At 66.6% G+C, this 18,421-nt stretch carries 19 protein-coding genes; 5 read left to right on the top strand and 14 right to left on the bottom strand.

Annotated elements, in window-relative coordinates:
- Positions 1–216: 216 nt before the first annotated feature.
- From F5X71_RS35885 to F5X71_RS35860, 6 genes are all read right to left on the bottom strand, one after another.
- Positions 217–1,572, bottom strand: coding sequence for a WS/DGAT/MGAT family O-acyltransferase (locus F5X71_RS35885; protein WP_167465973.1), 1,356 nt, complete (start codon positions 1,570–1,572; stop codon positions 217–219).
- 129 nt (positions 1,573–1,701) lie between these two features.
- Complete coding sequence (locus F5X71_RS35880) at positions 1,702–2,358, bottom strand: class I SAM-dependent methyltransferase (RefSeq protein WP_203218246.1); 657 nt, start codon at positions 2,356–2,358, stop codon at positions 1,702–1,704.
- Positions 2,355–3,311: a DMT family transporter gene (locus F5X71_RS35875; protein WP_167465972.1), complete on the bottom strand. Its 957-nt coding sequence runs from the start codon at positions 3,309–3,311 to the stop codon at positions 2,355–2,357. Before F5X71_RS35875 ends, F5X71_RS35880 begins: the two co-directional genes overlap by 4 nt.
- Before the next feature lie 193 nt (positions 3,312–3,504).
- Positions 3,505–4,236: an arginase family protein gene (locus F5X71_RS35870; protein WP_203218245.1), complete on the bottom strand. Its 732-nt coding sequence runs from the start codon at positions 4,234–4,236 to the stop codon at positions 3,505–3,507.
- Positions 4,237–4,387: 151 nt separating this feature from the next.
- On the bottom strand, positions 4,388–6,061 hold the full coding sequence (locus tag F5X71_RS35865; RefSeq protein ID WP_167465971.1) for a cutinase family protein: 1,674 nt from the start codon (positions 6,059–6,061) through the stop codon (positions 4,388–4,390).
- Positions 6,062–6,420: 359 nt separating this feature from the next.
- Positions 6,421–6,723: an FAD-dependent monooxygenase gene (locus tag F5X71_RS35860; protein WP_203218244.1), complete on the bottom strand. Its 303-nt coding sequence runs from the start codon at positions 6,721–6,723 to the stop codon at positions 6,421–6,423.
- A gap of 526 nt (positions 6,724–7,249) precedes the next feature.
- Between F5X71_RS35860 and F5X71_RS35855 the strand changes: the two genes are divergently transcribed.
- Both F5X71_RS35855 and F5X71_RS35850 read left to right on the top strand, forming a co-directional pair.
- Positions 7,250–8,278 carry an SCO2522 family protein gene (locus F5X71_RS35855; protein ID WP_167465970.1) on the top strand — a complete coding sequence of 343 codons (1,029 nt, stop codon included), beginning with the start codon at positions 7,250–7,252 and terminating at the stop codon, positions 8,276–8,278.
- Position 8,279: 1 nt separating this feature from the next.
- A complete protein-coding gene (locus F5X71_RS35850) occupies positions 8,280–9,266 on the top strand; it encodes an SCO2521 family protein (protein WP_167465969.1) in 987 nt (328 codons plus the stop codon).
- Between the two features lie 71 nt (positions 9,267–9,337).
- Here F5X71_RS35850 and F5X71_RS35845 read toward each other — a convergent pair whose 3' ends face one another.
- The 7 genes from F5X71_RS35845 to F5X71_RS35815 form a co-directional block, all read right to left on the bottom strand.
- Positions 9,338–9,685, bottom strand: coding sequence for a DUF1330 domain-containing protein (locus F5X71_RS35845; protein WP_167465968.1), 348 nt, complete (start codon positions 9,683–9,685; stop codon positions 9,338–9,340).
- Positions 9,686–9,781: 96 nt separating this feature from the next.
- On the bottom strand, positions 9,782–11,125 hold the full coding sequence (locus F5X71_RS35840) for a family 1 glycosylhydrolase (protein ID WP_167465967.1): 1,344 nt from the start codon (positions 11,123–11,125) through the stop codon (positions 9,782–9,784).
- Between the two features lie 92 nt (positions 11,126–11,217).
- Entirely contained in the window at positions 11,218–11,748 is a 531-nt protein-coding gene (locus F5X71_RS35835) for a hypothetical protein (RefSeq protein WP_167465966.1), read from the bottom strand.
- A gap of 80 nt (positions 11,749–11,828) precedes the next feature.
- Positions 11,829–12,314: a hypothetical protein gene (locus F5X71_RS35830; RefSeq protein WP_167465965.1), complete on the bottom strand. Its 486-nt coding sequence runs from the start codon at positions 12,312–12,314 to the stop codon at positions 11,829–11,831.
- Positions 12,311–13,573 (bottom strand): hypothetical protein, encoded by a 1,263-nt coding sequence (locus tag F5X71_RS35825; protein ID WP_167465964.1) that lies wholly within the window; start codon positions 13,571–13,573, stop codon positions 12,311–12,313. Before F5X71_RS35825 ends, F5X71_RS35830 begins: the two co-directional genes overlap by 4 nt.
- 88 nt (positions 13,574–13,661) lie before the next feature.
- Entirely contained in the window at positions 13,662–14,336 is a 675-nt protein-coding gene (locus F5X71_RS35820) for a DUF3558 domain-containing protein (RefSeq protein ID WP_238816085.1), read from the bottom strand.
- Between the two features lie 147 nt (positions 14,337–14,483).
- On the bottom strand, positions 14,484–14,870 hold the full coding sequence (locus tag F5X71_RS35815; RefSeq protein ID WP_167465962.1) for a winged helix-turn-helix transcriptional regulator: 387 nt from the start codon (positions 14,868–14,870) through the stop codon (positions 14,484–14,486).
- A gap of 78 nt (positions 14,871–14,948) precedes the next feature.
- Here F5X71_RS35815 and F5X71_RS35810 point away from each other — a divergent pair, with 78 nt between their 5' ends.
- The 3 genes from F5X71_RS35810 to F5X71_RS35800 all read left to right on the top strand — a co-directional run bounded on the left by F5X71_RS35810 (position 14,949) and on the right by F5X71_RS35800 (position 17,184).
- Positions 14,949–15,359, top strand: coding sequence for a RidA family protein (locus tag F5X71_RS35810; protein WP_167465961.1), 411 nt, complete (start codon positions 14,949–14,951; stop codon positions 15,357–15,359).
- A 194-nt stretch (positions 15,360–15,553) separates the two neighbouring features.
- Positions 15,554–15,946: a YciI family protein gene (locus tag F5X71_RS35805; RefSeq protein ID WP_167465960.1), complete on the top strand. Its 393-nt coding sequence runs from the start codon at positions 15,554–15,556 to the stop codon at positions 15,944–15,946.
- Between the two features lie 8 nt (positions 15,947–15,954).
- Complete coding sequence (locus F5X71_RS35800) at positions 15,955–17,184, top strand: RNA polymerase sigma factor (RefSeq protein WP_342803755.1); 1,230 nt, start codon at positions 15,955–15,957, stop codon at positions 17,182–17,184.
- 309 nt (positions 17,185–17,493) lie between these two features.
- On the opposite strand, the gene F5X71_RS35795 is transcribed toward F5X71_RS35800, so the two are convergent.
- The gene (locus F5X71_RS35795) at positions 17,494–18,372 is read right to left on the bottom strand and encodes a transglutaminase-like domain-containing protein (RefSeq protein ID WP_167465958.1); all 879 of its coding nucleotides are present in this window, start codon (positions 18,370–18,372) and stop codon (positions 17,494–17,496) included.
- Positions 18,373–18,421 lie beyond the last annotated feature (49 nt).

The following is an 18,421-nucleotide window of genomic DNA, read 5'->3' as shown; positions in this document are numbered from 1 at the left end:
TGGTCTCCCTCGTCGCGCGTCGTCGCCGACGACGCACAGCTGTCCTAGAACGAGTTACATGATTGGCCGCGGACGGTGCCGGTCCTTCGCTGGGCCCCGCTCGTCGATTCCGCCGCGAGCCGCGGATATCGCCATGTCGCGGCCGCGGCTTCCTCGACTCGTCGGTGCACCATCATCTGACAGTAACACGTTCTAGTTTTGCTCGGGATAGGTCTTTCAGACGGCGAGTTCCTCCAGCTCGGTCAGTGCGTTCTCCAGATGGTCGAGCAGGCGCGGGAGCTCCGGCACGGAGCGACGGCAGCCGACAACGCCGAAGTCCAGGTTGTCCGCGGTGGTGGTCAGGGTGATGTTGACGGCCTGGCCGTCGAACGGGATCGACATCGGGTAGGTGGCATCCAGGCGAGCACCGTTCCAGTACATCGGCTCGCGCTGACCGGGAACGTTCGAGATGACGATGTTGAACGCGGGCGTGGTGAGCGGGATGAGACCGGGGAGCAGGGTGAGCGCGAGCGGGCTGAGCATCAGCGCGGACAGCGCCATCGTCTGCGCGCTGGACAGCCCGCCGTAGACCTCCTTGCTCTTGCGCATCGACTCGCTCACCATCTGCAGCCGCTGCAGTGGGTCGGCGATATCGGTGGCGAGGTTGCACAGCACCGCGCCTACCTTCACGCCGTTGGTCTCGGTGTCGTCGGCCGCGCGCAGCGACATCGGCACCATCGCGATCAACGGCTTGTCCGGCAACGCGTTTCGCTCGGCGAGGTAGGAGCGCAGCGCGCCCGAGGACATGGTCAGCACCACGTCGTTGACGGTCGAGCCGGTGGCCTTCTTCACCTGCTTGATCCGCTCCAGCGACACCGATCGCACGGCGGTGCGCCGGGCGCCGCCGATCGGCACGTTGAACATGGTGCGCGGCGCCTCGAACGGCAACGTCAGTTGCTGGCGCACCAGCACCTGGCGCGCCACCCGCGCCATGGCCGCCCCGGTTCCCGCGGCGGACAACAGGTTTCGGGCCGCGCCACGCAGGCCGCCCGCTGCCTCGGGGTGCGCACGGCGCGGTCGTTTCGGCAGATTCCACGGCACCCGGGCCTGCGTCTCGGCCGGGTCGCTGGTCAGTGTGCGCTGGAGTACGCGCTGTGCGGAGACACCGTCGATCAACGCGTGGTGCATCTTCGAATACACCGCGAAGCGGCCGTCGGCCAGGCCCTCGATCAGGTAGATCTCCCAGAGCGGGCGATGCCGGTCGAGCAGGGTGCTGTGCAGCCCGGACGCGAGCTCGACCAGCTGGTCGACCCGGCCGGGGCGCGGTAGTGCGAGCCTGCGCAGGTGATACTCCAGCTCGACCTCCGCCGCGCGGCTCCACACCAGCTGTGGTGCGCCGAACAGGGTGGCCGGGTGTTTGCGGAAGGTCGAGTCGATCTCCTTGGCCGCCAACAACTTCTCGTAGGTGAGCCGGGTGAAGTCGGGGCCCGCGTCCTCGGGTGTCTCGAAGAGCTGGAGCGAGCCGACGTGCATCGGGTGTTCGCGGGATTCGGCGAGGAGGAAGACGGCATCGACCGGTGCGATGAGTTCCATGGTTGGTCGCCCCCTGACGACAGTGGTGTGGGTTGCAAGCGAATCGACCACATTGTCGGGTGGGCCGCGCGCAGCCATGAATCCTGCGCGACATCACCAAAATACCTGGCCCCGCGGGGCTCTGTGCGCCTATTGCGCAAGCTTGACGGCGAACAGGCAGCCCTCGGGGAAGCGTTCATCCGGGTCAGGTTGCCGGTGGAGCCGGGCGCGGACCGCGAAGCCCGCCTCGTGCAGCAGCTCGGCCAATCGCTCGGGTGACCAGCGGTAGGCGCGAGCCACCTTGTGGTCGAACGCCGACACCGGCTCGGCTCCGTCGAGTGCCTGGAAAGCCAACAGCGCGTGTCCTTCTGGTGCGAGTACCCGATGGAATTCGCGCAACACATCGGGCATGCGCTCGGGCGGCAGATGGATGAGCGAATACCAGGCGAGGACGCCGCCGAGCGAGCCGTCGGCGAGCGCCAGCCGCTCCATCGAACCGACCTCGAAGGACAGTCGCGGATACTGCCGCCGGGCGATGCGGATCATCTCGGGGGACAGATCGATGCCGAGCACATCGACGCCGAGCCCGGCCAGGTGCTTGGTCAAACGTCCCGGCCCGCAACCGATATCGGCCACCCGGCCGCGCACGAGCTCGGCGAAGATGCCGAGCATCGCGCGATCGAACGGCTTGGCCTCGAGATGTCCCTTGGCGAATGCGGTGTAGAGCTCGGCCATCTCGTCGTAGGAGGCGCGGGTGACGGCTACGTCGGGAGCGTGCGGATGATCGACCACCGCACCATCATTCACCCGCGCACCGACAGGTCCGGCTGCTGGTCCGGCGGTTGTCGCTCGGGCAATTGCGCCGCGGCCTCGGGGGCGGCGGGCGAGCAGGTCAGCGCGTCCTCGCGGACCGCACGGCTGCGTGCGGTGCCGAGGATCGACCCGAGGATCACCAACGGGAAGCCGATCGCCATGCCCGCGGTGAGCGGTTCGCCGAGCGCGCTCACGCCGAGCACGATGGCGACCGCGGGGTTGATGTAGGTGATCACCGTCGCGCGCGCCGGTCCGACCTCCGAGATCAACGCGAAGAACAGCAGGAACGCCGCGGCGGTACACACCAGCGCGAGACCGAGCACCGAGACGGTGGCATCGGCGGGATAGCTGGCCGGCCTGCGCAATACCGCGAACGGCGCGTACACCACGGCGGCGATGAGCAGCGAGGCCGTCACCACGCCGAGCGGGGGCAGGTCGGACAGCGAGCGGTTGATCACGATCGGGCCGAGGGCGTAACCGACGGTGGTCAGGGCGATCGCGCCGATGGCGGCCGGATCGGACAGGTCGATGTCGAGGCCGACCAGTGCCGTCACGCCCGCGAAGCCCACCAGCAGCCCGGTGACCCGGCGCCGGTCGAAGCGGTCGTGGCCGAGCTTGGTCACGATCACCACCGCGATCAACGGGACCGCGGCGATCAGCAGGCCGACGGTCGAACTGTTCAACGTGGTCTCCGCGAACCCGATGAACAGCCACGGTCCGACGATCTCCACCACCGTGTACAGCAGCAGCGGCCGCCACCGGCGTAAGACGGGCACGAGTGCCTTGGTGTAGCACGCGATCGGCAAAAGGACCAGCGCGCCGATCGCGGTCCGGCCGAACGCGACCACCACGGGGTCGAAGTCCGCCACCGCGATTCGGATCATCGCGTACGGCACGCCCCAGATCACGCCCATCGCGAGGAACAATGCCCACCCGCGCTGTGTCATCGAACGACCACCGGTCGGCACGGCGCACTGTGGCAGGTTAGAAGTACTGGCATGCTCCACTCGCTTTCGATCAACGGGAGCTTATACAGGGGATCGGATCATCCGACAGATCCACTTCGCGATGCGACGACCAGGCCACTTGCCCCGAAATTTCGGGGCATCGGCGTTTTTCGGTCGCCTCGGGCCGTCCGGCTCAGACCGCGTCGACCAGCGTCCGCGCGTGCTCGGCGGCGCCCTGTCCCGCGTGCCACGTGCATGCGATGCCGAAGGCGGCGACCCGCCCGGTGCCGAGAATGCCGCGCAGCGCACCCGAGACCGCGCGCAGGCTCGGCCCGCCCGGTGTCGGATAGAGCAGGCCGGGCAGCTCGCCCGGGTCCACGACATCACAGTCGAGGTGCAGGTAGAGCGGACCGTCGGGCAGCTCGACGAGATCGTGCACCGGCCGCTGCCGGATCCGCGCGGTGCGCAGGTACTCGGCCTCCGGCGGGTCCAGGTCGCGCCCGTCCACCAGCAGGATCCGCTCTTCGGCGATGTCGCGCAGGCCGATTCGATCCGCAAGCAACTCGCGCCGATACCCCACGAGCAGCCGCAGCGGGAAGCCGCCCAGATACCCCGAGGCCGAGGTTTCCAACGTCTGCACGTCGCCGTGGGCGTCGAACCAGACGATCGCCGGGTCGATCCCCGCGCGCTGCAAGCCGGTGACCACCCCGAGCGCGGTCGTGCAATCCCCGGACGCCACCACCGGCCGCTCCCCCAGCAGCGCCGACCGCGCTACCCGCTGGGCCACCTCCTCGTACAGCACGGCCATCCGTTCCCAGGGGCTCGCGTGCTCGGGCAGCTGTGTCGTGAGCACCGCGTCCGGGTCGATCGGCACGTCCAGTTCCGGCAGCCGTTCATCGAGGTGATAGGGCACAAGCAACCGCATGGCAGTGACCCTATGCCGAACCGGACGCACCCGCATCCGAGTTTTCTTCGCTATGGATTCCATTGCAGGGCAATATTTTTCAGGAAAATACGAACGACGCCACCGGTACTCCGGTGGCGTCGTTCGCCTGCCCCAGCGGGGTGTGCCGAACTCAGTTGGCCGGTGCCGCGGTGCCGGTCGTGGTGGTCGGGGCCGATGATGTTGTGCTGGTTGCCGATCCGCTCGGCGAGGTGGTGATCGGCGCGGCGATCTCCGACGGCGCCGCCGTGGTCGTCGTCGCCTGCGGTGCGACCGTGGTGGTCGGGGTCACCGACGGCGACGGGGTCGTGGTCGGCGCCGTCGTCGTGGGCGACGTGCTGACCGTGGGCGCGGCGCTGCTGCTGGTCGGCGCCGTGGTCGTGCTGCTGGTCGGCGCGGACTTGCTGGTCGAGGTGGCCGCGGCCGCCTTGTACACCGCCTCCACGTCGGCCTGCTCCGGCTTGGCGTTCTTGTCGATCTGCTTGCCCTCCTGCGCCTGCTTGGCCAGGTGGGTGATCCACGCCGCCGCGTACTCGGCGGAGGTCAGCGGCTTGCCGTTGGCCGGGTCGGCGTCTTTCCAGTAGTCGAAGTGATGGCCGGTGTGGTCGGGGCCGAGGGTGAGCTTGTACGGATCGCTCAGCACCACCGGAATCGTGTTCTGGTTCGTCACGATCAGCCCGACGATCTCGTTCAGGATCTTCTGCGGCAGGTAGGCCAGCGGCGACATGTCGTCGGCCGCGATCGCGTCGGCCTTGACCGGTGTGGTCGACGGCTGGCCCGGCTTGTACGCCGGATCGGAGACCTTCAACAGCACCTGCAGGAAGGTCTCGTCGCTCTTCATCCAGTTCGGGTTGGCGGCGATATCGGCGAACGCGGTCATCGCGATCCTGCCGAGCACCACCGCGACGTCCTGCCCGGTGGCCGGGGTCAGTCCGTCACGCTCCAGGGCGTCGACATTGATCTGCCTGCCCACGTTGACCACCAGTTGCAGCAGCGAAATGTTCTCCGGCGCGGCGCAGGTCAGGTCGCCGTCGGAGCAGAACGAGGCGATCTTGCCGTTCAGCTTGCCGAAATCGCCACTGGTGCCGGGCAACGCGCCTTGGCCCGGCACGGGGTTCTTGCCGTTCTGATACTTCTGGTCGAAGCCGTCGGGATTGGCGAACGGATCCTTGGCGCCGGGGAAGGGGCCGTCGCCCGCGCCGCGTCCCGCGTCCGCGAGGATCACGACACCGAGCACATCGTCGGGATCGACGATCCCGTACGTGCCGTCCTGGCCCGCCTCCTGGTGACCGATCTTCTGCGCGACGCGGCGCACGACATCGGCGCCCTCGCTGTAGCCGACGATCGAGAACTTGGTGTCCGGGCAGGCCTTCGAGATCTCCCGCATCACCTGCTCGGTGTTGGCGGCACCGGCGTTGACCGCGTCCTCGTAGGTGGCCATGTTCGCCGGATAGGCGATGTAGACCGCGGCGTACGAGCCGGGATCGACCTGCCCGTTCGGCGCGTTGACCACCGGGTCGACCCATTCGCTGTTGTGGTCGCCCGCCATCGCGGCGGGCAGTTCCTTGCCCTCCGCGTCGAGGAGTAGTCGCGTGGTCCCCGCCACCGGAGTGTCGTTGCGTCCGGCCACCGAGATCGTCACCATGTCACGGCACTCGGTCACCGACGTGGTGAGCTGAGTATCCCTGGTCTGTGGTGACGACGTCAGTGCGAACGTGGCGGCCACCGCCGCCGCCACGCCGAGCACCGCGGGCGCCGCGACCGCCGAGGCGATCCGATGTCGCGCGAAGAACTCGCGAAAAGCCATGTCCTTATCCCCAATCAATTACCGACAAGGTGACGGACAAGGCCCCCCCGCGGGCCATGCGTCACCGAGAACGTCGTGACCGGGCTCTCGAGTGTTACTGGCCGGAATGGTCGCGGGCGGTGTGGAATCGGACACGTCGGTCGCAATTCGCCTTGACGGACAACCGCTGTCGAGTAGGTCTAGCTGGTCTTATAGCTGGTAGGCATGTTTTCTGGTCCGGTTCGTGATCGAATCCAGGCCCCTATAAGTGAGGTATCCGGGCGGCCGACGCGGAGCCATTTCTCGAAATACGGGGGATAGTTCAGGTGTGGCTTCACTCGGGCGGCCGGAATTCGGCCGGCCGGATTTCGGGGTGCGCGTCAACCGTGCGCGCGGGTAATCGCGGCAGGTCGGCGTCGAAGACGACCGAGGTCGCACGGCGGAGCAGGCCGGGGGCCGGTGGTGCCGATGCAGAGGGCTTGCCGGACAGCGGAATTCGCACCATCGGCACCGAGCACGTAATCCGCCCGAACCCGGGTACGCGCACGGCTGCCCCGATCGATCAGCAACGCCACGACGCCGTCGGCGCCTTCGGCCAGAGCTACGGCCTCGACCTCGAAGCGCACCGGCGTGCTCGCCGCGGCGAGCAGCGTAGGTTCCAGGCGATCCTGCGAGCTGAGCACGCCGACCACCGGGGGCGTCGCGCCCGCGTCGCATCGTGGTCGGTCCAGTTCGGTCCCTCCTGATCGGTCTGGAAATGATCAGCCCGTGGTGCCGGTCTCGCGGCCAGGGGTGAGCATCGACCGAACCTGGCGCTGCCCGCGTGCGGTGTACTCGCGCGGCCGCCGATCCACAAGGATGTGGTCCACTGTGGCGCAGGCATGGTCGGACGCTCGCATGCCGGATGCGATTTCCGGGTTTACGGCTTCAGCGCAGTCCTCGACAATGAGAATGGTCAGATCATCAGCTGACCTCGAACACCGTTGTCCGAGTGGGAAAGGCTGCGATCCATGAGAATCCAGCCACGGCGGCAGATTCTGAACCCATGGCGCTCGCGGTCGGCGGCCTGCTACCGAGACGATACTCGGCGGTGGAGTGGGCGGGATGGCTCGAACTCGATCAGTGAAGTCCCGCGCTGATGTTCGAGTGCGGGTTGAGCTCGGGCGTGGTCGAGGTCGACGACGCGGCCTGGGAGAGGTTCTACTGACGATGAACGGTGTCACCGTCTACAGCGAGGCTATCGAGCAGGCCCAGGTGGCCGGGGTCAACTTCGCGCATCTGTCCATCGAGACCGGGCACTTCGCCATGAAGAGCCTGGTGAACGGCGAGGACAAGATTCGCAGCCAATTCCGCAAGGTGGCCAGGCTGGTCGACCTGTACACCGCCGACGCCAGAGCCGAATACGGCGAATCCGCCCGCGTGAGTACGTGTTTCCTGATCGACGACTATTTCGGCGCGCACACGAAACCCGACGAGATCCTGCCCAGGGTGCTCGGCATCGCCGAGGAATGCGAGTTGCGCATCGACTACCTTGCGCGCGAAGCGGGTTGCTGGGAAACGCCGCTGTATGTCAACGGCCGCATGACCGGACAGCAGATCGAGCTGGCCGAGATGGTCGCGTCCTGGGTCGTCGCCGAACCGTTGAAACAGACGACGGGGCGGCGGCCACCGGATGTCGAATCCGGCTGGCTGTGCAACGGACGCCGCTCCTGCGAACACGATTCGGGGCAGGCCACGCAGGTGGCGCAATACCGCAGGCCCGAGGAGTTCGTCTCCCGCGAGCACACCATCTTCCTGGACATCGAGCTGTGGAACAGCCAGATCGACAAGGACGGCGAGGAGCACACCCGGTGGTCGTGCCCGTTCCTGGCCGCGATCTGGCAACTGCTGCGCCTGGGCATGGTGCGTTACGAGGGCAAGGTCGTGGTCGAGCCGCAGTCGCACGGCGGGCCGTGGCCGCGGCGCTGGTCGGAGCTACCCTCGGTGGTCGAATTGAATCCGCAGGCGGCACCGTTCGAGGCATACTGCGCGCTGTCCATCCTGCCGCGCGAGTACGTCAAGATCGAGCACGCGGCGCAGACCATCCTGGACCACATCGTTATCGACCAGGAGGTGCTGGCGCAGGCCGTCGAACGTGCCGCAGGCGAGCGGATCACGATTCCGCGCGAGGTCACCGGCCGGTTGTCGCACCTGTTCGTCGACGAGGTCGGCACGCGCGCCCGCGCGACAGGAGCGTGAGGTGAGCGAGGGCCCGGCGTGCTCCGACGGCCCTCCGCTGGTCGTGCTGGGTGAGATCCACACCTGTCTGCTGCCGTCGCGCACCGTGCTGGACACGACGGCGGGCATCGAACTGCTGAGTGCCGTGCGCCGGGGTATCGCGGTGACCGCACGCGCGAGGCCGATGCCGCTTGTAGTCTCCCCGAATCGGTTCGAAGGGGTCGACTGCGACCTGATTCCAGTGTCGGGCAGGCACATTCACGTCATAGGCACCGTCGCCTCGCGCACGGTGGTAACCGGAGGGCGGGTGCTGCAGGGCTCGTCGCACACCATGGTGACGCGGGCGCGGGACCGCCAACCGTGGTCGTACTACCTGAGCAGGCCGGGCACCGTCGACGCGGTGAGCGCGCTCGGCGCCGAGCCGGCGGCGCGAATCGCGGACGGCCACCTGCACTCGCGCGGTGCCGACCAACTCGACCTGACCTCGATCAGCCAGCGCATGTCCGCCTTCACCGGCGTCGATCCGCGCCTGGACCAGAAGCCGCCCTTTCGCGCGGGCGCCACCCGATTGCGGTGGTCGGTCGAGGTGTCCACGGCGCCGGATCAGCAGCCTCACTTCGCCTTTCATCTGGCGGGAGCGACATCGCGCTCGGTACGGCTGACCGTGAGCGCCCGGGATGTCGCTGTCGCACAGCGGTTCTGCGAGGATCTCGCGATGCACGACTGGTTGCTCACCACCATCGGTCAGGTGGCCGATCGCGGTGGACCGACCGGCCACGAGACCGAGCCCGCGCTTGAGCAACTCGCGCTGTTGCTGGATCAGCTGGTGCCGCTGTGGATGCCGGGCGCGCACACCGCCGCGCGGCTGCGGCCGCTGTGGGCGGGTCTGGAGGACGATCCCGGTTTCACCAGACAGTGGAGCGCGCGGGTCGGGCAATTGCGCGACCGCATGACCTCCGCGACGCTGCGAGCCCTGCGCCATTCGAAGATCATCGGCCACGACGGGTGACGGCTCACGGGGAGAACCAGGGCGCCCGAGCCGATTCAGATCGCCAACCTGCCGCCACCGCGGTGACGGGCTCAGGCGTCGGCCAGACTCGCCCGCATCGCCTGCGCGGCCGCGGTCGAGGTGTAGTCGTCGGCGACGCCCTCCACGATGATGATGTCGCCGTCGATATGCCGCGAACGCAGCGGTGCGATCTCCTGGTACGCGGGCGAATCCCACCAGGCCCGCGCCTCGGCGAGGCCGGGAAATCCGAGTATCACCACCGCGCCCGGCCAGCTCCCCTCCTTCACCTCGTGCTCCTTCATGTGCACGAGATAGCGTCCGCCATGCGGTGCGAGGGTCTCGGGCAGCCGCTCGATGTACTCCGCGATATCCGTGTGCGGCGCGGGATTACGCAGATGTGCGATGGCGTAGGCGGGCATGGCATCCTCCGTTTTCGATCGGTACGGTACCTACCGTGGCATCGGGAGGGATGCGGGTCGATTACCTCCGGGGTAATCATCGTGCGGCCCAAACGGTTACGGAGCCGCGACGGGAGTCAGGCAGCTGGCGGGCGGATCGACCAGAATGCAGAGCGCCGGTGCGCGCGTCGGCCGGTAGTCGCCGGGCACGCCACCCGCGGCGACGAGCTGGGTGTAGACGCCGACCGCGTCGGTGGGTCGACGGGTGAGCAAGGGGTCGGTGCGCACATCGACCGTGTAGAGCCCGAATCGCGGTGTGTAACTGCCCCATTCGTAATTGTCGGTGATGCTCCAGTAGTTGTAGCCCATGACGTTCATGCCGTCGGCCTTGGCGCGCTGAATCCAATAGACCGTGTCGCGCAGGTGATCGCTGCGCGAATACCCGTCGGCTCGGGGACGGCCGTTCTCGGTCGGCATGCCGTTCTCCACGATGTAGAGCGGCTTGCCGGGGAAGCGTTGCGAATAGTGGCGCAGCGCATAGTAGATGCCCTCGGTGCGCAGCGGCAGATCCCAGATGTTCATGCCCGGCGGGTTCGGCACGGCCGAGCCGAGCGCCCTGGTCGCCGAGCCCAGCACCGACTGCACCGGATCGAAGCCGAAGTAGTAGTCGACGCCGACATAGTCGAGCCGGGCCGCGACGCGATCGATGAACGCGCCGTTGACCTCCGTCTCCGCCCCAGCGACATAGCCGACATTGCTGGTGACTCGAGCGCCGGGTTGCACCTGGTGGATGTGGTCGTAGATGGCGTTGTGCGCCTGGGCGAGCCGGTCCAGCATCTCGCCGGGATCGGCCTTGCCTCTGCGCACCTCGTGCGAGATGTAGGCCGCCGGCTCGTTCACCGTGACCCACAGCGGATCACGGCCGGCATAGCGATCCACCACCGTGCGCATGTTGGCCAGCCAGTCACCCACCATGCCCGGATTGCGCCACCCGCCGCGGTCCACCGCCCACCCCGGGTACACCCAGTGATCGAGGGTGATCATCGGCCGCATCCCCGCCTGCGTGATCTTCGCGAGCACACCGTCGTAGAACCGGAACGCGCCCTCGTCCCACACGCCGGGCGCGGGCTGCAGTCGAGCCCATTCGATCCCGATCCGGAACACCCGCACACCGAGGGCAGCCGCCGCATCGATGTCGGACGCGTAGCGGTCATAGAAGTCCACCGAGTCGTGCAGTGCGTCGTAGTCCGGGTGATTCGGGAGGTAGCGGGTCCAATTGCTGTCGGGCGCATGCCCTTCGGACTGGAACCCCGAACTGGCCACGCCCCAGAGGAAATCACCGCCCAACGGAGCCGCGACCGGCTGGATCGGCGGTGCCGCCGCGACATTCGACCATGCCAGCGTCGTCGACGCGGCGGCAGCGAGTACGGCCAGGACATACCTACGAACCGGGAATCGCATCACCTCAGGGTAACTGGATGTGCACCGAGCTCAGCCGGATCACGTGAATCCCCCGGCAGATGCGGGTTGTTCGGGCGTGGCGGATTCTTCGCTCACCAGATGTCGGTCCAGGTGGGACGTTTGGGTATGTCGAACAGCGCGGCGTTCTTTCGGACCAGCAGCGGTACCGAGGAGTCGACGCTGAGCCGCTCGGCCAACGCACGTGCCTTGGTCTCGCGAAACTGTGGATAGAGGAACTCTTTCCGGACGACGAGATCCCGGCCGAACTCCGGGTGGGCGAACCGCGCTTCGACCTTCAGCCGCCACAGATCGTAATTGAGCGTGCCCGAACGGTATTTGCGCCGAAATTCGGACTTGACGACTACCGCCGGGACCTCGGTTCCCGCCCGCCGCAGGTAGCTGCGGCGCAACCGCCATGCCGCGGACAGGACGAGCATCCAGGCACCGATGCCCGCGAACGTGCTCACCGGAAGATACAACGCCATGGCGAGCTGCGAATCGGTCCACCGGACTATCGCGGCACCCAGGTTCAGCGCACCCCCGATGAACGCTACGGTCGCGACGGCGACACCCAGCGTCCACACCAGCGACATCGGGCCTAGCAGCCTGTCGGACCGACCCACTTCAAACTCCTCGACCGTGCGGGCAGTGCGCCGCCGACTCTAACGGCACCATCGAACGTTCCAGCACAGTCCGCTGCCGTTCAGCGCCAAGGCCTTTCCTCGGGGTACTCCTCGAAGTCGTCCGGCCAGTCGCTGGGACCGACCACATTGTCGCTCGGACGCGGGCGGCGGGTAGGCGACCACGGGAGCTCCGTTGGCGCGGCGGGAACTTGCGACGCTTCCGGTGTCCACTTCCAGGTGAACTGTGGCGAGTCCTTCATCTCGGCGACTTCAGGTGGCATGGGATGCGCGCGGGTCTCGATCTCGCTCCAACGGCATTCGCCGCTGGCCACGCGTTCGGCATAGGCCTTGAGCGCTGGTGATGCGGTATCCATGCCGGCGACCATCGAGATGAACTCCTCGGTCACCTCCGTCGCACCGTCGAAGAGCTGATCGATGTCGATATCGGACAGGCGGATGGTCGCGGTGCGCAGGTTGTCCACCGCTGCCATGACTTTCCGCGCCATCGCCTCCACCTCGGGATCGAGATCGGGTTCGCGCATGCTGTCCCACTGCGGTCGCGTCATGATGCGTTCTCCCATGGTGCGGCACCGGACCCGGAGTCATATGCCTCGGTGGGGCGGTTGGTGAAATCGCCGTAGTGCGAGATCTGCTCGATGTCCTTGGCCAGAGTCGCCGCACGGGTCGCGTCATCGATCTTCTTGCTGACCGGCGCGATGGCCTCGTCCAGCTTCTGTTTCGCGTTCTCCTTCAGCTGGCCTATCGGGTCCTTGATGATCTCGAGGAGCCGCTTGAAGGTATCGACGAGTTCGCTGATCTGCTTCACCACATCGAATGCGGTGCTGACGATCACGCCGATGTCATAGGCCAGCTTGGCGATTCGAGCAGCGCCGAGGCCTGGCACGGCCGCAGACAAGATGTTGGCAACCGACTTGAGTGCGCCCTTGATGTCGTCGAAGTCGACATACTTGTTGAGCATTCCCCACAGCCCGTTCAGGATCCGCCGGATGCCGTTCTTGATCTCATCGGAAACCCTGCCCGCGCAATCGCTGACGATCCGCCCGACCGGGCCCTCCCATTTCATTGCCGCGATCTGCTTGGACGCCCAGTCACTGAAGGCCACCGAGGCCTTACCGTCCCAATTGGGCTTGCCGTCAGTGCTGCCATCGATCCGTTTCACGCCGGCTTCGAGGTTCTTGCCGCATGCCTCCAGCCCGTTTCCTGCGGCCTTGTAAACCTCGCCAAGCCTACGGATTTCGGACCAGTTGCCCGGGATGGGCTGCAAGCAGGTCACCAGCGGATCGTATTCGGTGCCCGCCGCGCGAGTGATGCTCTTGATGGACTCGTTCACGCTGCCGAGCACGGGGAAGACATCGGCGATGAGACCGGCGAGCTCTTCCTTGTTCGCCACCGGTGCCTCGTATTTGACGGATTCCGGCTTCGAGTAGGTCGCAGCGCCGACGTATTGCGCGGTCACACCGGCTTTTTCGATGCTGTCATCGGAGGGGATATTGGATTCCGTGTGCGCGTTGAGCTCGGCATAGGTCTTCTGATCCTGGTTGTGGTACATCCAGGCGGCCTTGTTGAGTTCGGTGCCGGTGCCCAGTGTGGTGTTCCCGAGTACCGCGTGGCGCCGCGACATCCATTCGGCTACGTCGTCGATATAGGTCGTGAGCGTGTCGATGATCGGCCCGTGCAGCCAATCGGCCGCCCTGCCCTCCTTGGCCACGAAGCTGGACGCCAGCAGCGCGTCCCCGGCGATCGAGGTGACAAGATTGCTCAGACCGGCAATCTCGCTGGGATTTGCCGCGAATGTCTCGGCCATACCTGTAATGCCCTAACTCTGTTCTCCCCGAGGGGTGGACGAATCCGGTGACTCCCCGCCGACCGGCCGCTTCGGGACGGGAACCCGCCTAGCTCGTACCGAGCGATTCGCTGAAGATTTCCGCGAACTGACGAATCTGATCGCACGGTGGCGGTACGTCCACCGGGCCGGGATGCACGAGCAGGCCGACCCGGAACATCCCGTCGGCCGACTTGATCGCCGCTGTGCAGGAACCAGCGCTCTGCGGAGTCCGATACAGCACGGCCTCGCGGCCTGCGATCGGGTCGGAGCTGAAGATGCTGTAGCTCGGGTTCTGTCGGATGTCGTCGAGCGTCAAGTCGGTCGACGTCACGGTCAGCGCTCCGGTGGGGAACTTCTCGCCGTCTACGAGCGCCTCGCGCCAGAATTGGCAGCCGATTTCGGTGAACAACGAGGACACGCCCTCGCTCACCGCCCGTTCCCGAGTCGCCGGGTCGAACCCGGTCCGTGCCACCAGTTCGTCGCCCACCCGCGCGCATGGATCGAACCGCACCTGCTTCGTCCCGGTCTGGGTCGGCGCGGGCGGCAGACTCACCTGCACGGACACCGGCGCCGCCGTGGACGTCACGGTGTGCCCCGCGTGTTCATCCGAATTGCCCCCGCATGCCGACAGCGCGGCAACACCCACCACCAGAAAACCGGCAGCGAAGCTCTTCCTCATCATCGAAGCCCTCCCCGGGTCAGCAACCCCTCGGCGATCACCGACCCTACGATGCCGCCCCACCTCGGTCAAACCCGCCTGCCACCCCGCTCCCCCACTGCCACCCAACTGCCAACTACAGATTTCGAGGTTTAAAACCGCTACTCGCAAACTTCTGGAGTGGCATCTCGGTTGGGCCACCGCAAGGCCGGGTTGCACCGTGCGGAGGGATTATTCGGCTTCGGTGTGGTTGTCGAAGCGGGCGCGGGCGTTTTCGACGTCGGGCAATGTGGTTGTGGCCCAGTGCAGGAGGGCGTCGATCAGGTCTTGGAGTGACCTGCCGAGAGGGGTGAGGCGGTATTCGACGGCGATCGGCCGGGTGCTCGTGATGACGCGTTCGATCATTCCGTTGCGTTCGAGGCGGCGCAGGGCGGCGGTGAGCGACTTCTGCGTGACGACGGGGATGGCTCGGCGCAACTCGTTGAAGCGCAGCGATCCCCGTTCGCAGAGTGCGTCGAGGATCTGCAGCGACCACTTGTCGAGCACCTGATCGAGCAGCTCACGGTGCTGCTCGGTGAGCTGCGGGCTACCCGAGTTCGGCGGCGCGGTATCCGGCATGAAACTTAGTCTCGTTGAAGTTTCCTTCGAACACCAGGTAGACATCGGATACCTACCCCGACACTGCGAAGGAACCCGATGACAGTCCAGCTCCTTACTCCCGAAGGCATGTTCACTCCTGTTCCGTACCACCATGTTTCGATCAGCACGGGCACCCGTCAGGTGCATGTCGCCGGCCAGATCGCGCGCGACGCCGACGGCAAACCGGTCGCGACAGGCGATCTCACCGGCCAGGTCGCACACGCTCTGCGCAATACCGCCCGCGGCCTCGCCGGAGCCGGGGCCACCTTCGCCGACGTGGTGCGCCTGCGGTTCTTCGTCACGAATTGGACCCCCGACAAATACGCCGACTTCGTCGCCGGAATCGAGAGTGTCGCAACGGAACTCGGCATCCCGCAGCCGCTGCCGCCGCTCTCCGCGATCGGTGTCGACTACCTTTTCGAGCCCGACGTCCTCGTCGAAGTAGAAGCCTTCGCCGTCCTCGACTGACCGTCGCGCGGAGCCACGGATTGGCGGCCTTCGATTCGTCGCCCCGCTTGGCCTTCGGCGACGTATAGCAGAGGTGGAGTTCCTGTCGCCAGAAGATCCAGCGGCAGAGAATGTCGACATGCCGCGCCGAGCACCGACGTCTCAGGTGAGGATGCGTCCGGAGCGTGTCCGCACCATGAGGCAAGGAGCCGAGAATGAAGTACGTGATCATGATTCACTCCAACCCGCGGCCGTGGGGGCATCCGACCTCCGACTACCTGCCGGAATACCAGGACATGTCACAGGAGGAACGGGACCGGGTGAACGCCGAGTTCGAGAAGCTGCTCGGCGAGCTGCACGAGAAGGGGGAACTGATATCGGGCGAGGCGCTCGGGGCGCCCGAGTCGTCTCGGCTGTACCGGTGGGATGATGCGAAGCCGCTGGTCACCGACGGTCCGTATGCGGAGGCCAAGGAGCATCTGGCCGGGTTCTTCCTGATCGATGTGGAGAGCCGGGCTCGCGCCGAGGAGATCGCCGCTCGGTTCGCCGGGCCGGGCGAGACGGTCGAACTGCGGCCCACCATGGGGCCGGGCGGCGACGACCAGTGAGTGCGGGGGTGGTGGAGCACGTGTGGCGGCGCGAGTCCCCGCATGTGCTCGCCGCCCTGCTGCGCAGGCACGGTGACCTCGGTGACTGCGAGGACGCGGCGCAGGAGGCGGCCGAAGCGGCAGCGCGGCAATGGGATCGCGACGGCGTGCCCGACAATCCGCGCGGCTGGCTGATCCGGGTCGCCTCGCGACGCCTGATCGATCGGACGCGGGCCGACCGCGCCCGAGCGGAACGCGAGGAGGCGGTGGCAGGCGCGCAGCCCGGCGACGCGCACCTCGCGCCGGCGGCCGATGACGCACCCGCTGCTGAAGACGACGACACGTTGCGGCTGCTTCTGCTGTGCTGCCACCCGAGCCTGAGCCGTTCCTCGCAGGTCGCGTTGACTCTGCACGCGGTCGCCGGGCTGAGCACCGCCCAGATCGCCGCCGCGTACCTGGTGCCCGAGCGCACGATGACGCAACGCCTGACCAGGGCACGGTCCACGCTGCGGGCGGCGGGCGCGGTGTTCGGCCTCCCGACCGAGGCGGAGCTGCCCGCGCGCATCGCAGCGGTGCTCGACGTCTGCCATCTGATGTTCACCGAGGGCCATACCCGTTCTGCCGGTGGAACTTTGGTGGATGCGAGTCCAGCCGAGGAAGCCATTCGGCTCACCCGCCTGCTGCACGCGGTGATACCGGACCACGACGAAGCCGCAGGCGTCCTGGCGCTGATGCTGCTCACTTACGCCCGCGCCACCGCGCGAACCGACAACGGCGATCTGGTGCCGCTGGCCGAACAGGACCGGGCACGGTGGGACCACCAGCTGATCGCCGAAGGGGTACGCATCCTCGAGCGGGTATTGCCGCACGGACATGTCGGCAGATTCCAGCTGCACGCGGCGATCGCCGCCGTGCACGCGGAGGCCACCACCTGGGAAAGCACCGATTGGCGGCAGATCAGCCTGCTCTACGCCATGCTTGCCAGGGTGGCACCGAGCCCGATCGTGACGCTCAACCGCGCGGTCGCGGTCGGGATGGCGCTGCGGCCAGAGGACGGGTTGGCCCTGGTCGAGCCGCTGCTCGACGATCCGGTGATGCGCCGACACCACCGAACCCACGCCGTTCGCGCCCATCTACTGGAGATGGCCGGCGACCGGCCGGGCGCGCTCGACAGCTACCGTCAGGCCGCCCAACTCACCGCGAGCCTGCCCGAGCAGCGCTACCTCAACGCCAGGATGCGTCGCCTCACCCCGAACTGACCTCGGCGGGAATAGTCAGCGATCGCCGACGCGGAGCACGAGTTTGCCTGTGGTGCGACCCGATTCGATGCGTCGATGAGCTTCGATCACTGATCCCACGGCACTGAACGCCCTCGTCGCCCGGTGCCTCCTGTCGCCAGCGGCAACCGGCGACGCTCATACATCAGCAAGAAAGGGCACAAAACTCTGGCCGAGTGACCATCGAGTGGCCAAAACTTTATGTGTAGGGTCTCAAAATCCGTGGCATTTGCCACTCGATTGACCTGGTCGTTTCCGGTTTGTCTCACGTTGTGGCGAGAGTCTGTTGTCTCAGTTCGATGGCATTTCTTCGGCGGGTGCGGGTTCTTGTCCGGGTACGTGTCTTGAGCTGATGAGTTCGGGAGGCACTCGAAGTTCGTCGTGGGCGTAGAGTTCGGCGATCGCGGCAAGATCGTCGCCGGTGCAGGTCGCGGCGATGGTGTCGAGGAGCTCGTCGTAGTCCGGGCCGGTCTCGCCGTTATATGACGCGGTCATTCGCCCCCACTCGTCCCACGGAAGCATCTCGACCTTGTTCAGCGCGGCGAGATCCTTGATCGCGTTGCCGCGGATCTCGGCCGGTCCCCAGTTAGCGGTCCCGTGAACGCCGAACGTAGCAGCGTCGATGCTCCCCTCTCGGAAGGCTATCCATGCTTCAGCGCCGCTGAGGAACTCACCGTTCCGAAGGTTTTCCGGGTGTGCCAGGATCGACTGGTCGAGGATCTCGGCATCGATGCGCACCCATCGGCGTTCAGCGTCATGCCAATACTCGGTGATCCAGTGGTCGAGGCCCTGTCCCTGCTGGAAGTAGGTGGCGAACCCGCAGCGGACGCGGGACTCGATCCCCCGGTAACGCAGCAATGCGCAGCTGATCACCGCGAAGTGACGGCAGGTGCCGATCACGCGTTGGCCCGGCTCTCTCCGGATGGTCAACGGGGCCGGATTCAGCGCCAGAAGGGCATCGACCAGTTCAGCGGCTGGACGAATCTGATTCTCCGAGAACCGCTCTGCCGACAAGCCGAGGGTTTGGGCGTCGTGAGGCTGAACGACCAGACTGGGTGCAAGACGGCAGATGTCGACGATGTCGGTTGGAATCTGCTCTAACGCCGTCGGATCGACGCTGTGCAGGCTGGTCATCGGTCCGGCGACGGTGTAGTCGATCACAGCAGCCATGCAGACAATCGTAACCTTCCCGGTCGTCCGCAGCGGAACGTATCTCCAC

The sequence above is a fragment of the Nocardia brasiliensis genome (assembly GCF_011801125.1).
Classification (GTDB): Bacteria; Actinomycetota; Actinomycetes; order Mycobacteriales; family Mycobacteriaceae; genus Nocardia; species Nocardia brasiliensis_C.
This window is presented reverse-complemented; position numbering and strand designations above follow the sequence as displayed.

Coding starts and splice junctions, on each gene's coding strand:
- F5X71_RS35825 (WP_167465964.1), bottom strand. CDS start 13,573: ATGGCCGAGACATTCGCGGCAAATCCCAGCGAGATTGCCGGTCTGAGC.
- F5X71_RS35855 (WP_167465970.1), top strand. CDS start 7,250: ATGAACGGTGTCACCGTCTACAGCGAGGCTATCGAGCAGGCCCAGGTG.
- F5X71_RS35815 (WP_167465962.1), bottom strand. CDS start 14,870: ATGCCGGATACCGCGCCGCCGAACTCGGGTAGCCCGCAGCTCACCGAG.
- F5X71_RS35805 (WP_167465960.1), top strand. CDS start 15,554: ATGAAGTACGTGATCATGATTCACTCCAACCCGCGGCCGTGGGGGCAT.
- F5X71_RS35845 (WP_167465968.1), bottom strand. CDS start 9,685: ATGCCCGCCTACGCCATCGCACATCTGCGTAATCCCGCGCCGCACACG.
- F5X71_RS35870 (WP_203218245.1), bottom strand. CDS start 4,236: ATGCGGTTGCTTGTGCCCTATCACCTCGATGAACGGCTGCCGGAACTG.
- F5X71_RS35830 (WP_167465965.1), bottom strand. CDS start 12,314: ATGACGCGACCGCAGTGGGACAGCATGCGCGAACCCGATCTCGATCCC.
- F5X71_RS35810 (WP_167465961.1), top strand. CDS start 14,949: ATGACAGTCCAGCTCCTTACTCCCGAAGGCATGTTCACTCCTGTTCCG.
- F5X71_RS35840 (WP_167465967.1), bottom strand. CDS start 11,125: ATGCGATTCCCGGTTCGTAGGTATGTCCTGGCCGTACTCGCTGCCGCC.
- F5X71_RS35865 (WP_167465971.1), bottom strand. CDS start 6,061: ATGGCTTTTCGCGAGTTCTTCGCGCGACATCGGATCGCCTCGGCGGTC.
- F5X71_RS35795 (WP_167465958.1), bottom strand. CDS start 18,372: ATGGCTGCTGTGATCGACTACACCGTCGCCGGACCGATGACCAGCCTG.
- F5X71_RS35875 (WP_167465972.1), bottom strand. CDS start 3,311: ATGACACAGCGCGGGTGGGCATTGTTCCTCGCGATGGGCGTGATCTGG.
- F5X71_RS35885 (WP_167465973.1), bottom strand. CDS start 1,572: ATGGAACTCATCGCACCGGTCGATGCCGTCTTCCTCCTCGCCGAATCC.